This is a genomic window from Pseudothermotoga thermarum DSM 5069 (assembly GCF_000217815.1).
GTDB classification, from domain to species: domain Bacteria; phylum Thermotogota; class Thermotogae; order Thermotogales; family DSM-5069; genus Pseudothermotoga; species Pseudothermotoga thermarum.
Genome location: NC_015707.1, coordinates 1,084,874 through 1,098,061, shown reverse-complemented (window position 1 = coordinate 1,098,061; position 13,188 = coordinate 1,084,874). Strand labels below are relative to the sequence as shown.

General features: G+C 39.5%; 14 protein-coding genes. 6 read left to right on the top strand and 8 right to left on the bottom strand.

The window, feature by feature from the left end; all coding sequences use genetic code 11:
• Positions 1-36: 36 nt before the first annotated feature.
• From THETH_RS05650 to THETH_RS05630, 5 genes are all read right to left on the bottom strand, one after another.
• A complete protein-coding gene (locus THETH_RS05650; RefSeq protein ID WP_013932409.1) occupies positions 37-741 on the bottom strand; it encodes an ABC transporter ATP-binding protein in 705 nt (234 codons plus the stop codon).
• Positions 707-1,462 (bottom strand): ABC transporter ATP-binding protein, encoded by a 756-nt coding sequence (locus THETH_RS05645; RefSeq protein WP_013932408.1) that lies wholly within the window; start codon positions 1,460-1,462, stop codon positions 707-709. Before THETH_RS05645 ends, THETH_RS05650 begins: the two co-directional genes overlap by 35 nt.
• Positions 1,443-2,414 (bottom strand): branched-chain amino acid ABC transporter permease, encoded by a 972-nt coding sequence (locus tag THETH_RS05640; RefSeq protein WP_245530461.1) that lies wholly within the window; start codon positions 2,412-2,414, stop codon positions 1,443-1,445. Before THETH_RS05640 ends, THETH_RS05645 begins: the two co-directional genes overlap by 20 nt.
• An 11-nt stretch (positions 2,415-2,425) precedes the next feature.
• Positions 2,426-3,280: a branched-chain amino acid ABC transporter permease gene (locus THETH_RS05635; RefSeq protein WP_013932406.1), complete on the bottom strand. Its 855-nt coding sequence runs from the start codon at positions 3,278-3,280 to the stop codon at positions 2,426-2,428.
• Between the two features lie 78 nt (positions 3,281-3,358).
• A complete protein-coding gene (locus THETH_RS05630; protein ID WP_281012954.1) occupies positions 3,359-4,528 on the bottom strand; it encodes an ABC transporter substrate-binding protein in 1,170 nt (389 codons plus the stop codon).
• Between the two features lie 364 nt (positions 4,529-4,892).
• On the opposite strand from THETH_RS05630, the gene THETH_RS05625 reads away from it, so the two are divergent.
• Positions 4,893-5,915 carry a sugar kinase gene (locus THETH_RS05625; RefSeq protein ID WP_013932405.1) on the top strand — a complete coding sequence of 341 codons (1,023 nt, stop codon included), beginning with the start codon at positions 4,893-4,895 and terminating at the stop codon, positions 5,913-5,915.
• A 14-nt stretch (positions 5,916-5,929) separates the two neighbouring features.
• Positions 5,930-6,706 (top strand): IclR family transcriptional regulator, encoded by a 777-nt coding sequence (locus THETH_RS05620; protein ID WP_013932404.1) that lies wholly within the window; start codon positions 5,930-5,932, stop codon positions 6,704-6,706.
• Here the strand turns inward: THETH_RS05620 and THETH_RS05615 are convergent.
• Positions 6,689-7,492 carry a sugar phosphate isomerase/epimerase family protein gene (locus THETH_RS05615; RefSeq protein WP_013932403.1) on the bottom strand — a complete coding sequence of 268 codons (804 nt, stop codon included), beginning with the start codon at positions 7,490-7,492 and terminating at the stop codon, positions 6,689-6,691. The two genes, THETH_RS05620 and THETH_RS05615, sit on opposite strands and share 18 nt — an antisense overlap.
• An 87-nt stretch (positions 7,493-7,579) precedes the next feature.
• On the opposite strand from THETH_RS05615, the gene THETH_RS05610 reads away from it, so the two are divergent.
• Complete coding sequence (locus tag THETH_RS05610) at positions 7,580-8,341, top strand: MBL fold metallo-hydrolase (RefSeq protein ID WP_013932402.1); 762 nt, start codon at positions 7,580-7,582, stop codon at positions 8,339-8,341.
• Positions 8,342-8,375: 34 nt separating this feature from the next.
• Here the strand turns inward: THETH_RS05610 and THETH_RS10680 are convergent, their stop codons facing one another.
• Positions 8,376-8,540: a hypothetical protein gene (locus THETH_RS10680; protein WP_157723311.1), complete on the bottom strand. Its 165-nt coding sequence runs from the start codon at positions 8,538-8,540 to the stop codon at positions 8,376-8,378.
• Between the two features lie 123 nt (positions 8,541-8,663).
• On the opposite strand from THETH_RS10680, the gene THETH_RS05605 reads away from it, so the two are divergent.
• Positions 8,664-9,893, top strand: coding sequence for an IS256 family transposase (locus THETH_RS05605; RefSeq protein ID WP_041446485.1), 1,230 nt, complete (start codon positions 8,664-8,666; stop codon positions 9,891-9,893).
• Here the strand turns inward: THETH_RS05605 and THETH_RS10920 are convergent.
• Positions 9,885-11,408, bottom strand: a complete 1,524-nt coding sequence (locus tag THETH_RS10920; protein ID WP_095522077.1) for an ABC transporter ATP-binding protein — start codon at positions 11,406-11,408, stop codon at positions 9,885-9,887. The two genes, THETH_RS05605 and THETH_RS10920, sit on opposite strands and share 9 nt — an antisense overlap.
• Before the next feature lie 188 nt (positions 11,409-11,596).
• On the opposite strand from THETH_RS10920, the gene THETH_RS05595 reads away from it, so the two are divergent.
• Together THETH_RS05595 and THETH_RS05590 are read left to right on the top strand one after the other, a co-directional pair.
• Entirely contained in the window at positions 11,597-12,346 is a 750-nt protein-coding gene (locus tag THETH_RS05595) for a hypothetical protein (protein WP_041446405.1), read from the top strand.
• Complete coding sequence (locus THETH_RS05590) at positions 12,315-13,172, top strand: helix-turn-helix domain-containing protein (protein ID WP_052295965.1); 858 nt, start codon at positions 12,315-12,317, stop codon at positions 13,170-13,172. The genes THETH_RS05595 and THETH_RS05590 overlap by 32 nt, the downstream gene beginning before the upstream one ends.
• Positions 13,173-13,188: the final 16 nt, after the last annotated feature.

Genomic DNA, 13,188 nt, shown 5'->3' with positions numbered 1-13,188 from the left:
TTGCACCTCCTTTGCTGTGAAAATATTTTATCACATCTACATTCCCAAATAAGCTCGTTTTATCAAATCGCTTTCCAACAGTTTTCTTGCTTCTCCTTCTGCTACAATTCTACCTGTTTGAAGAACATAGGCTCTATCTGCTATTTCAAGCGATTCTTGAACTCTTTGCTCAACCATAAGAATAGATATCCCTGTACTCTTGACCTTTATCATGATGTCAAAAACTTTTTCAACCATCAAGGGCATCAAGCCAAGAGACATTTCATCTACGAGCAAAAGTTTTGGTTCAGCCATCAAAGCACGAGCGATGGCAAGCATTTGTTGCTCTCCACCGGAAAGTGTCTCAGCCTTTTGATTTTGTCTTTCTTTGAGGATTGGAAAAATCTCAAACATTTTTTCAATATTTTGCTTTATTCTCTCTTTATCTTTTATCGTGTAAGCTCCCATGAGGAGATTGTCCAACACACTCATTTTTCCGAAAACATGTCTTCCTTCTGGGACCATAGCGATACCAAGCTTGACTATTTCATGTGCTGGAAGAGTGTGTATCTTCTTGCCCAAAAATTCAATTTCACCTGACATCGGTTTTAACAAACCCGCTATTGTTTTCAAAATGGTTGATTTTCCAGCACCATTTGAGCCTATGATTGCAACAAATTCGCCTTCTTTAACCTCAATTGAAACATCAAAAACAACTGGTACGCTGTTATACCCGACGGTTAGATTCTTTACTCTTAGCATGGTATCTCTCCCCCAAGTAGGCTTTTATAACCTCTTCGTTGTTTGCAATTTCCTCTGGAGAACCTTCTGCTATCTTTTTACCAGCATTAAGGACAACTATTCTGTTTGAAATAGGCATAATCGCTTCCATGATGTGTTCTACGATAAGCAATGTGATTCCTTGTTGATTGAGCTTAAGACACAGTTCCACAGCTTCTTTTATCTCCGTTTGGTTCAAACCTGCCATAGCTTCGTCGAGCATTATCATTCGTGGTTGTGTTGCCAAGACGCGCGCTATTTCCAACCTCTTTTTATCGGCTATCGTTAGGTTTGCCGCAAGCATAAATCTTTTATCGTAAAGGTGCGTTAATTCGAGAACTTCGTTTGCTATTTTTTCTGCCTCTTTTCTGGTCTTTGCTCTCAAAAAAGCACCAGTAAGCACATTATCGAAAACCGTCATATCAAGAAGTGGTTTGACTATTTGAAAGGTCCTTGTCAAACCAATCTTTGCTATTTGATGTGGTTTTTTACCTGTGATATCCTTGCCATCAAACAACACTTTTCCAGAAAAAGGCTTGTAAAAACCACTTATACAGTTAAAAAGTGTGGTCTTTCCTGCACCGTTTGGACCGATTAAACTGACTATTTCTCCTTCGTTAACTACAAAGGAAACGTTGTCGTTTGCGACAAGGCTTCCGAATTTCATCGTGATACCATTTACTTCAAGCAGCGGTCTTGCCATAGCTGACACTCCTTCTTCTAAAAGTCCTAACGATTCCTATTATTCCCTTTGGTTCAAAACATACGATAAGCACTATCAGTACACCGTAAATCATCAAGTCTATACCTTTTCCTGTGCCTCCCAAGCTTACACGAGTATACTCAGAAAGTGGTATCAATATACTGGCACCGATTATCGGACCATATATATTTCCAATTCCACCAAGGACAGTTAAAAGTACTATTTTCATCGAAATATCAAGTCCAAAAACCATAAAAGGGTCGATGTACAGGATATACTGAGCATAGACTGTTCCCATGACAGCAGTTAATGCTGCGCTTATTGCCATTGCTGAAAGTTTATAATTGGTGGTATTTATACCAAGCGCCTCAGCTGCTTCATGGCTTTCTCTAAGAGCTTTCAAATAATATCCCATCTTGTTTTGCTCAATTACGATTGCAACGATTGTAGAAATAAGGAATAAAAGATAAGCTATTACGAAGTATGGGATCTTTGATTGATGAAATTGCATAGCAACGAAACTATCCTTTACAACGGGAATAGATATTCCTGTAGCGCCTTCAACATAATCCCAGCTGATGAACAATTGCTTGATGATCTCTGCAACCGCTAGCGTTGCTATTGCAAAATAATGCCCTTTTAGCCTAAAACAAGGATAACTCACAAGAACAGCTACTACAGTCGCTGCAACAGCCCCTAGAAGCATTCCAACCCACGGAGAAATACCGAATTTGTGGAATAAAACAGTCGATGTATACGCTCCTATACCAAAAAACGCTGCATGTCCGAAGGAGGTCTGGCCTCCAAAACCTGTTATGATGTTCCAGGCTTCGCCAAGCCCAGCGAAGAGTACAAGCATTATCATCGTATGTTGGAAATGAACTTCTCTGACAATAAGCGGAAGTATGAAAAGCAAAATCATGAGAATCATAAGTAGCCTGAATTTTTGCATCATACGCATCATCACCATCCAAATAGACCCTTAGGTCTGAACTGCAAAACAAGTAGATATATTAAGAAAGCAAGAGCATATTTGAACTGTGTTCCTAAGTAGAATCCGCCGAGAGTCTCGGTTAATCCTATCAATAATCCTGCATAGAAGGCACCCCAGATGTTTCCAAAACCACCCAACGCTACAATAACGAATGCCAGCAACCCATACATGGCACCTGATTCCGGGTAAACAGGAAAGATATTCGAGAGAAATGTGCCTGCAACACCGACGCAAACGCCGGATAAAGCAAAAGTTATGGCGTATATTCTTTGGGTATTAACACCCATCAATTCGGCTATATCCCTACTCTGAGCAGTAGCTTGAATAGCTTTTCCTGTTTTGGTTTTTTTAATGAACAAAGCAATTAGTAACGTCATAGTGACACTTCCAAGTGCAGCTACCAGTTGGGGCAGACCTATTACGAGGCTACCGACAAAAAATCTCTTGTCACTCACTAAGGACTGACTAACAAAACGATAGTTCGGGCTCCATAGGAACTGTGCAAGATTCCTAATGAACAGACTTAAACCAAAAGTTGCGAGCAACGGCATCAAACCAGGAGCATTGAGAACCCGTTTGATCACGAACTGATAGGTTACTAGTCCAAGCAATGCTGCCACACCGGCTGCCACAGGTAAAGAAACGAGAGGGTCGAGATTAAAAAGACTGTAAAGCCAAAAAACTACGTACATTGATATCATCATAAAGTCGCCGTGAGCGAAGTTGATTATATCCATCAATCCCCATACGAGAGTAAGACCAACTGCAACCAAAGAATACACTGATCCTATCAAGATACCTGTGAGAATCAGTTGTCCTAGCATAAACACCCCTCTCTCTGAAAATTTTGAAAAGGGGGACAACGTCCCCCTTATAAACTCTCAGCAACAGATCTCGATTTTTTACCTCTTTGACCAATCTGGCATTGGAACGGCTGGTTCCTTTGTTCTGAACCGCTCAGGCCAGACAACCTCGTAGACACCGTTGATTATCTGCGTCATGACGTTGGGGTTGTAAATGTTCTGACCATCTGGTCCAAACTTTATCTTACCACTGAGCACATATGGAGCTTCAAATGTGTGGTTTCTGAGTACTTCGAGAATCTTCGTGGGTTCCGTTGAGCCTGCTAAGTTTATGGCTTCAGCTATTACAAGAGCCGAGGCAAAGTCTTCCAAAGTCGGACCGTCGATATCCACGCCGGATTTTGCTTTGTACATTTCATTGATCTTTGCAAGGGCTGGCAACAATGGCATGAGAACAGGTGTAGTTGCAGCTCCCCCAGAGAAGAAATCAGCGTCTTTGCCAAGGTTGATCACAAACTGTGGATCATGATAACCTCCACAGTAAGACAGAACAACCTTTGGAGCAACGTTGAATTCTTTGTACTTCTTCGCAAACATTGTCATATCACCTATATATGAAGCATGGAAAACAGCATCTGGTTTCGCAGCTTTCACTTTCTGAACCTCGATATCAACGTTTGTGGCGTTTACTGGATATTTTACATCGGCAACCAAGGTGAATTCCGGATAATTCTTTATCTTTTCCTTGACCATCTGTGCCGCGTGAACTCCATATTCGTTGTCTATATAGACAACTGCCACACGTTTTACATTCGCATTATATTTCCCGTTCAAATACCTAAGGTATTCAAAGAAGAAATCGGTTTCCAACCCATCATGAGGAGCTATTCTGAAGAACCACTGCAAACCTCTTTCGGTTAATGCCGCAGAACTTGAAGAACCAGCCACAAAGGGTATACCATATTTTTCAGCAACTTGACTCGCTGGTTTTGTACAAGAAGAATGATAACATCCAATTAAAGCAACTACTTTTTCCCTAGTTATCAATCTCTCAGCTCCTGCCATTGCCAGTTCTGGATTTGCTTGATGGTCTGCGAAAATAAACTGCACTTTTGCCCCGCCGAGATTTGGAAGTCCTGATGTCTTAGCAAGTGGTACGTCGAGATCCGGATAAACTCCGTTGATGATTTCCTGAGCAACTTCAATGGCATATTTAATCTTTGTCCCCGTCGCTGCAGCTGGACCGGTCAATGGAAAAATGGCACCGATCTTGAGACCTCCTGAGCAAACACCAGCAGAGATAGTGCTAACACCACGATAATCAAGAGTTTTCGCATGCTTCTACCCCCTCGAAGGATTTTTGCTCACAAAGATTTGTGAGCTATTAACGTTTTTGTACGTTAAACATTTTATCATGACGTACACTCTCAAGTCAAGTTTTGTTTTCCTGTGAGTAATAATTCTAAGTGATTCTTAACTCACCGACTTTTTGTAAATTCTATATGACCCCTGCATGCATGCTTAAAGTTAGAGCTATTATAGGTTTTCTGCTTAACCTTTGGAAAATAAATTTGACTATTTGTTTTGTGATGGTAAACTTTATCTTGGTGAAATTCATCAGGGGGTGTGGAAAATGTCAAAAGTTGTGACTTTTGGTGAAATAATGATGAGGCTGGCTACGCCTGGTTATGTTCGTTTTGTTCAAGCCAACAGTTTTGAAGTAAGTTATGCAGGGGCGGAAGCAAACGTTGCCGTTTCGCTCGCTAGTTTTGGTGTTCCGGCAGCTTTTGTGACTAAACTACCTAACAACGAGTTTGGTTTGGCAGTTTTGCGAACCTTAAGACAATACGGTGTTGACACCTCTTTCATAAAATTTGCAGAAGGTAGACTTGGAATTTATTTTCTTGAAACTGGGTTTTCTCAAAGACCGTCAAAGGTGATATACGACAGAGCAAATTCTGTTTTTGCCCTATCGAAACCTGAGGATTACGACTGGGATAAAATTTTTGAAAACGCATCCTGGTTTCATTTCACAGGAATAACGCCTGCTTTGAGTGATAACCTTGCTCAAGCATGCCTACAAGCAGTTCAAAAAGCAAAGGAAAAAGGTTTAACTGTCTCGTGTGATTTGAACTACAGAGCCAAACTTTGGAGTCCACAAAAGGCAAACCAAGTCATGAGCCAGTTGGTGAAATACGTTGATATCCTGTTTGCAAACGAAGAAGATGCCGAAAAAGTTTTTGGAATAAAAGCCGATGAGTCAAATGTTCAGGAAGGAAAGCTCAGTCTGAAAGGATACGAACAAGTTGCAAGAAGACTCAGGGAACAATTTGGCTTCAAGATGGTCGCGATAACTTTGAGAGAGAGTATCACTGCCAACGTGAATGGTTGGTCTGGCGTTTTACTTGTTAACGACGAATTTTTGGTCAGCAAACACTACACCATTTACATCGTTGATCGTGTTGGCGCAGGAGATTCGTTTGCAGCTGGACTAATTTATGGTTTAATAAATAATATGAAGCCACAAGAAGCTTTAGAGTTTGCAGTCGCGGCATCTTGTCTAAAGCACACCATAATTGGCGATTTCAACCAAGTAAGTGTGGATGAAGTTTTGAGTCTTATGAAAGGTGGAGGGGCAGGAAGAGTACAAAGATAATGGAGGTATCGTATATGACCATAGGTTCTGTTGAAAAAGCTTTGAAGATTTTAGAATATGTAATTTCAAAAAACGGTGGGGCTAGAATTCAAGATGTCGCCGAGTATATGAACATCACCCCACCTGCTGCTTATAAACATTTGGAAACACTTACAAAATGCGGTTATCTTTCAAAAGATCCATATTCTCTTAAATACCATGCTTCTTACAAAATCGTGGAACTTGGAAGCATTATACTTAGAAACGTTCAAGTCGGGGAAATTGCTCATCCATTCCTCGTCGATTTGATGGAAAGAACAGGCATGACTGTACACTTTGCGCTAAAAGATGGTTTTGAGGGAGTTTATATCGATAAAGTTGAAAGTGCTAGAACTATACCAACTGTGTCTAGGATTGGGATGCGAATGAGACTTTATTCAACCGCTTTTGGAAAAGCTATTTTGGCTTTTATGCCAAAGGAAGAACTTCAAGAATACTTAAGTCATGTTACTTTGACAAAGCAAACCCCAAATACGATAACGGATAAATCAAAGTTACTTGAAGAGCTTGAAAAAGTCAGAAAACAAGGTTATGCGGTGGACATGGAAGAAAATGAACCTGGTATAGCTTGCGTGGGTGCTCCTGTTTTTAATTACACAGGCAATGTGATAGGTGCAATAAGCGTAACTGGCGCTGCAAGCGTTTTCAGTGATCAACTGATAAAAGTTGTAGCGCAGGAGGTTATGAAAACCGCCAAGGAAATCTCTAAACGTCTCGGTGCAAAGGAAGATGTTTTAAAGCAAACGAGTTAATTTTTGGTAAGCTTCCTTGGCGACAAGACACGGATCAAGTTGCCAATATTTTTCGTTGAAAAGTTCAACCGATACTATACCTTTGTATCCAATTTGTTTTACAACAGTGAGAAACTCTTTCAATGGCAGGATTCCATCTCCTGGCATAATTCGATCGGAGTCTTTTGGTTTGTGGTTTAATCGTGGCAGATCATTCGCATGAACAACGAATATTCTCTCTGAGGGAGTTCTCTTGAGATCTTCAAAGGATGAACCGCCAGTGAAGAAATGGAAGGTATCAATCACAAGACCAACGTTTTCTCTATCAAGTGATTCGACTATTTCAAGGGCCATCTTAAGATTGTTCACAGAACAGTTCTCAAATCCAAGAAACTCAAAACCTATCTTGACGTTGTACAACTTCGCAAGATCAGAAAATTCCCTCAGAGCCTTTTTCGTCTTTTCTTTTATTTCCTCTGCAGACGGCATAGCTTTTACAAAACCAGGGACAACGATGATGGTTTCAACACCAATTTTGCTTGCGATTTTGGAAAGCAGCTCAAATTCCTTCTTTTTTTGTTCAAAATCTTCACAGAAGGTAAATTGCTCGACCGAGTTGATAGTACTTGGAAGTATTGAATAATCCTTAAACTGTTTTGCGATGAATTCGATGTCCCTTTCTTTTAGCTCTGTCAACAATTTGGTTTTCCATATCTCCAAAGCTTTGAAACCTGCTTGACTTGCACATCTGATATCTGTTAACAAATCTGTTTTGATCGTTGTGGCACCGTTGAAGGTGGGGGTCATCAAAAATCCCCCTTTTTGCTTTAGCATAATGAGCATTAAACTTCGTGATTAGTATAACATTTTTAGAACAGTTGTATAATCATCTTGGTGAAGATTGTGAGGATAGTTTTCCTTGGAACATCGGGGGCGGTGAGTTCAACAAATCGTGATAATACCTCTTTGTTAATTGATAATATCTTGATTGACTGTCCAGGTAACGTTTTCGGCAAACTCCTGAAGGCTGGATGTGATCCTGTGCAAACAGTTGATCACTTGATAATTACACACCGGCATATTGATCACGTTTATGGTTTGCCATCTTTTCTGGAGATGATCCGACTGAGTGGAAGAAAGAAACCTCTGTATGTCTATATCTTAAGGGAATACTTTGATTTTTTGGAGAAATTTCTTTCTTTGTTCGATCTTTTCGAAGAAAAACTTGGCTTTACTTTACAGGTTGTTCCGATTAGTGAAAGACAACAAGTGATCAATACTGACTTCATCACCGTTGAGTGTTTTCCAGTTTGTCATTCCATAAAAAACATTGGATTGAAAATATCTTCCCATGATGCGTTAGTTGTGTACACAAGCGATACACAGCCATGTGAAACCATAGTTGATTTTGCAAAGCAGGCAACTGTTTTAATTCACGAAGCAACGTGCAGTGAACTTTTAACTGGACCAAAAGAAGGACACAGCACAGTTGAGGATGCCGCTCGAATGGCCCAACAAGCAGGTGTGAAAATGCTTTGTCTTGTTCATCTTGGCAACGAACTGGATGGGCAAGAGGAAAACCTCGTACAAAGTGCTCGAAAACATTTTTCTGGTGAGATTCTTGTACCGAAGGACTTTGACAAACTTGTGGTTTGATTTTTTGTCTTATTCTGAAAGAGAAATGAAACAACTAATCTATTAGTTGTCTCTGCATAACCTTCTTATAGACCCCACAGTTTTTCAAAAGATTCTCATGAGTATCCTCACAAACAATTCTACCTTGATCAAGAACGATTATTCTTGTTGCCTTCTTAATCGTTGAAAGTCTATGCGAAATGATTATGATAGTTTTCACTTCGCTGAATATCCTATCAAGTATTCTTCCCTCTGCTTCACTGTCTAGGGAGTTCGGATAATTTTGTGTCTGGTGGTAAGATTATTGTACAATAAGGAGGTGTCGGGCATGTCGAACAAATTTCTGGAAGACAGGGAATACTTTGAACAAGTCAAGAAAAGGTCTTTAGAGATGTTGCTTAAGGAATATGCGGATGATTCTGATCAAAAGCAAAGGGAAACACTTGCAGATTTGTTTGAAAGGCTTTTGAACACGATAATGCTTTCAGAGAGAAAGATATATCTTGAGACTGAGGAAGGGGACAAAGGGAACGGGAAGTATGAAAGGGATCTTTACAGCACGTATGGAATTTTGGAACTTGAAGTACCGAGGACGAGGAAAGGCGGTTTTAGGCCACATTTATTGAAGGAAAAGTACAAGAGGCTGGACGAATCGTATGTTAAGTTATTGGAATCGATGATAGCGAGTGGGTTTTCGGAGTCTGAGATAATGAGTGTTTTGAAGAGGTTAGGGTTACCATACTCGGAGAAGGAGCTTGAGAGGATAAAGGAAGGGTTGAAGGAAGAATTGAGATGGTTCAAGGAGAGGGAGCTACCGAGTGAGGCATTTGCGCTAATAATAGATGGTTACCACAGTGAGATAAGGGAAGAAGGGAAAGTAAGGTATGGGGTATGTTACATAGTATTGGGGATAGACATGGAGGGGAAGAAGGACATATACGGTTTGTACACGTATTTGGGTAAGGAGAGCAGGGTGGAATGGGGGAAGGTATTTGAGGATTTGGTGAGACGTGGCTTGAAGAGGGTGATGGTAGTAGTAAGCGACGATTTAAGTGGATTAGGGGAGATAATAAGGATGGTATATCCATTAGCGGATCACCAGCTTTGTGTGAAGCATTTGAAGAGGAATGCGGATAGGCAAATGAAGCGAGAGGATGCGAAGGGGTTCAAGGAAGGGTTGGACGAATTGAAGAAACTCAGCTATGAAGAGGCATTAGGGAAGATGGGGAAGCTGCTTGAGAAGTACAAAGAGGAGTATCCGAGTTTTGTGAGATATTTGGAGGGTAAGAAAGAGAAATACGTGGCATATACGAAATATCCTGAGGAATTGAGGGGATACATATACACGACGAATGCGGTGGAGAGCATAAACAGCAAGATAGAGCGAGTAAGGATAAAAAGTGGGGGATATTTTGGGAGTGTTGAGCTATTGGAGTTAAGCGTGTATTTGCACAGGAAGAACCTGAGGGAGACAAAATGGAGGAACGGGATAATGAGGGTAAAGGGATGTATGTATGAGCTGAACCAGATGTTTCAACTGAGGTATTTTGTCCAGACACAAAATTCACCCTAAGTCTCCACTGTCTATTGCAGATGTTGCTTCATCCAAAACCAATACTTCTGGCTTCCGTATCAAAGCTCTTGCAAGTACTATCCTCTGCTTCTGCCCCTCAGATAGCCTCGCTCCTCTTTCCCCAACCACCGTATCTATCCCATCTTCTAATTGGTAAACAAAATCACATTCACACACCTTCAAAACTCTTTCTATCTGTTCTTGTGAATAGTCCTCAAACAAGGTAATGTTGTTTTTTATTGACGTGTCAAAAAGATAATCGTTTTGACGAACAACGAGAATCTTTCTTCGAATTGACGAAAGTGAATATTCATCGATCGGAATATCATTAATGAGTACTTTACCACTTGAAGAGGTTAGAAATCCGTTGAAAAGCGATACCAACGTACTTTTGCCTTCACCTGAACCGCCTACTATCGCAAGTCTTTCGCCTGCGGTTATCTCAATTGTGACTCCGTTAAGGACTTTGAGGTCGTTGTATCTGAATTCAACGTTTTCAAGTTTTAGGCTTTGGAAACTGTGTAGAATTTGGTTTCCCGTTTTCTCAGAAGGATTTGAGAAAATTTTCATAAAACTTTCCCAGTTGGGTAAGCTGGAAAAGAACATCATCAAACCTGTGATCATCATTCGTATTGAATCGTATACCCATGTCATGTACAATTGATACGCTGCAAGCGTTCCGACGGTTACTTCACCTTTTAAAAGCAAGTAGATACCCATCGAAATCACTAAAGCTTTGCCAATTTCTTTGTTTATTTCAATGTTCCTATTGGATAATTCATTCGATATTCTCAGTCTCAAATTTGATTTGATCCATCTTTTTGCACTCAAATCGGCAAATTTTTCGGTGACTTTTGAGTCAGGATATTGCTTTAAAGTATACATTCCCTCAAAGATTTCTTTGAATCTTTTCAAGAACAATTGGTAATCTTCTCTGTCTTTCGCAGAACAGCTGATTACGATTTTCTTTATAAACCTTGTTGAAAAGTAAAACAATAAAGCACTGGCAATAACAAGAATAGTTAATTTCATGCTGAGGATAAATAGTATACAAAGAAGAGCGATAAAGAAAATCAAGTTAAACAGAAACTGCAATTTTCCAAGATACACCCCTGTTGTTGCTTTCGGTATATCCCTCAAAAAAACCGATAGGTAATTGTTTGCGTTTTGAGTATTCGGGTCTCGAAATGGTAAAGCCAGTATTTTTGCAAAAAGACTTTTTGATTCTTTTACTTGTGATTTGTTAATCAAGTGCTTGAACGCAGAGTAATTCATCCTATACATAACTAAGGACTGAAGGAAGAGAACTACTAAGTACAAGCCGCCAAAAAGAAAAATTTCAACAATATTACGATTTTGAAATACGTTATCAATCAGTGCCTTGATGATCAAAGGTGTAAGAATGTTTGTTGTTAGAAATAAGAAGTTCATGAAAAATAGTAGTGGATAATGTTTTTTGTACTTTCGCTCGAATTTTGTGAGATTTTGAGCGTATTTTTCAAACGAAATCGTCATAATCAGTACCTCCTAATATTTTTTATATCATTTCATCACTCCATTATTGCTGCATACCAGTAAACACCTGAAAATCAAACATCGTTGTTTCAAAAACATCTGTCTATTCTACTTTTGATTTCACTATAATTTATTCAGTAACAACATATTTGTTCTCCGTCGTAATAACATCACAGGGGGAAAGATCCGTGAGTAAGTTGTTTCAGCAGGTTTTAAAGGTTCTTTTTAAACATGGTTATTACGCTAAACCGTTAGTCATATATGGAGTCAAATTTTCCGAAAGGGATGAACAATACTTTCTGAAAACTGTTGTGAGCGATTGGAAGGATGATGTTGAAAAAAGCATACAAACTGTGGAAAAAGGACTCAGATATGCACGCTCGCTCACAATCAAATATCTTCTTCTTGCAAAAAAGTTATCTGTATTGATTCGAACTGGCAACGATAAAACGGAGAAACTGTTGCGTGAGCTGAAAGACAATTTTTCAAACATTCCTCCGATTGCGAGAAAGCTGATAATCACAATTGTCACGAATAACTTCTATGACGGAAAAACAAAAACCTATATTCGAACGTGGGGAAGAAAATACTTTGAAGATCCTTCGGCAGTGGTTTTCATCAAAATAGCTCAAGCAAGGAAGTATTATCGCGAGAGCAAGATATCGATGGCACTACATGAACTTGTTCAAGCCTATAAAATTGCTAACAAAATTCCTCATCCAACCGCGATGATTGCAGCTTTAAACAACGCTGCTTGGTATATTAAAAACAAACATCCACTGATTGCTTTAAAGTTCTCCAAAGAATGTATCTACACGATGGGATGGTATAGGGAACTCGAGGAGGCATCGCTATATTCGCTGGATATTAATGACACTGTACGAACAGATTGGGGATTTCTATCGAATGTATCAGACTGTCGAGATAATGCTTTCTAAGGGCAAGAAAGTACAGAAGACATTGGAAGCACAGGAAAAACTTGCGCTTTTTTCGCAACTTGACCTATCGACTTCTATGTATGAAAATACTTTAGAGCTGAGAAATTGCATTAGATCACTTTGCAGCAATATCTCAGAACTTTCAAGAAGAACGGGCATCAGTCGTTCAAATCTTTCTAAGCTTTTGAATGGAAAGTTTAAAAGCATAAAAGGTGGGACAATATTCAAAATCCTTCCATATGTTAATAAGGAAACTATTCTTACCTTCAAGCCATTCTTGTGCGAAAAGATAAAGTCGCAAATCGATGGGCTTTTTCGAGAAACCTTTGAATATCTTCACAATATGGATTCAGTCGAAAGAAAGAAGCTTCTATTGGCAACATATTCTGCACAACTTGAAGGCACAAAAGGAATCAATTTACTGACAGTTATGAATAAGGATTTTCAAAAAGCTGATGGTACCAATCTATTGCTTATAAGATTTATTTGTGACGCATTTGAAGCTCACCCATATATTGAGGCAAGGAAAAATCTGGTAAAGAATGTTTTTGAGAGGATGAGTAAAGATAAATTCGAGAAATTTTTGCAAAGGTATATGGAACTTGAAGAAAAAGATAGAAAACTGTTGAACAAATTTTTGAGAAACTACGCGAAATATGAAAATACTCGGTTTTCAATCGCATTGCAAGATTCAGAAGTGTTAAAAGCGTTTTCGGTCGAGTATTCGCTAAAACCACAGGCCTTGTGTGCAGCTTACTGGTGCGAGGAAGATGGTAGGATAAGAAGAAAGTTGAATAGAATTCTAAAACACATGGTGGAGGTATAAACTTTAAGAAAGGGGG

What these genes read in the sequence shown, in the direction of transcription:
- THETH_RS05650 (WP_013932409.1), bottom strand. Translation starts at nt 741, where the DNA reads ATGCTAAGAGTAAAGAATCTAACCGTCGGGTATAACAGCGTACCAGTT.
- THETH_RS05645 (WP_013932408.1), bottom strand. Translation starts at nt 1,462, where the DNA reads ATGGCAAGACCGCTGCTTGAAGTAAATGGTATCACGATGAAATTCGGA.
- THETH_RS05640 (WP_245530461.1), bottom strand. Translation starts at nt 2,414, where the DNA reads ATGCAAAAATTCAGGCTACTTATGATTCTCATGATTTTGCTTTTCATA.
- THETH_RS05635 (WP_013932406.1), bottom strand. Translation starts at nt 3,280, where the DNA reads ATGCTAGGACAACTGATTCTCACAGGTATCTTGATAGGATCAGTGTAT.
- THETH_RS05625 (WP_013932405.1), top strand. Translation starts at nt 4,893, where the DNA reads ATGTCAAAAGTTGTGACTTTTGGTGAAATAATGATGAGGCTGGCTACG.
- THETH_RS05620 (WP_013932404.1), top strand. Translation starts at nt 5,930, where the DNA reads ATGACCATAGGTTCTGTTGAAAAAGCTTTGAAGATTTTAGAATATGTA.
- THETH_RS05615 (WP_013932403.1), bottom strand. Translation starts at nt 7,492, where the DNA reads ATGACCCCCACCTTCAACGGTGCCACAACGATCAAAACAGATTTGTTA.
- THETH_RS10920 (WP_095522077.1), bottom strand. Translation starts at nt 11,408, where the DNA reads ATGACGATTTCGTTTGAAAAATACGCTCAAAATCTCACAAAATTCGAG.
- THETH_RS05590 (WP_052295965.1), top strand. Translation starts at nt 12,315, where the DNA reads ATGTATCAGACTGTCGAGATAATGCTTTCTAAGGGCAAGAAAGTACAG.